The organism is Kluyvera ascorbata ATCC 33433, from assembly GCF_000735365.1.
GTDB lineage: Bacteria > Pseudomonadota > Gammaproteobacteria > Enterobacterales > Enterobacteriaceae > Kluyvera > Kluyvera ascorbata.
Window position 1 is genome coordinate 1 of the sequence record NZ_JMPL01000240.1, and the last position, 610, is coordinate 610.

Here is a 610-nt window from a genome sequence, read left to right on the forward strand (position 1 = left end):
GGCAGCGACGCCAGGCGCGCTTTATCCTGAGCAAACTCCGGCAGCGCACGCAGCAGAGCCTGGGTGTACGGGTGACGCGGGGCACGGAAGATATCGCCCGCCGCGCCCGTCTCCACGACCTGGCCTGCGTACATCACGATGATTTTGTGCGCGGCTTCGGCCACCAGCGCCAGATCGTGAGTGATCAGGATCAGCGCCATGTTCTCTTTCTGCTGAAGCTCCAGCAGCAGTTCGATGATCTGCGCCTGAATGGTCACATCCAGCGCGGTAGTCGGTTCATCGGCAATCAGCAGCTTCGGACGACAGGCAATCGCCATGGCGATCATCACGCGCTGGCTCATCCCACCGGAAAGCTGGTGCGGATACACGTCCAGTCGCGAAGCCGGGTCCGGAATACCCACCTGGTTCAGCAGGTCGATGGCGCGCTGACGGCGCGTACTCTTGTTGCCGCCCTGGTGCACCTTAATCGCTTCCATAATCTGGAAGCCGACGGTGTAGCACGGGTTGAGGCTGGTCATCGGGTCCTGGAAGATCATCGCCACTTCGGCGCCCACCAGATTGCGACGCTCTTTCTCAGAGATACGCTTCAGATCCTGACCGTTGAATTGCA

At 60.8% G+C, this 610-nt stretch carries 1 protein-coding gene; it reads right to left on the reverse strand.

The features are described 5' to 3' along the window. Window positions 1–610: oligopeptide/dipeptide ABC transporter ATP-binding protein (locus GKAS_RS23380; RefSeq protein WP_035897925.1), on the reverse strand; the 610-nt coding region annotated here is incomplete at both ends.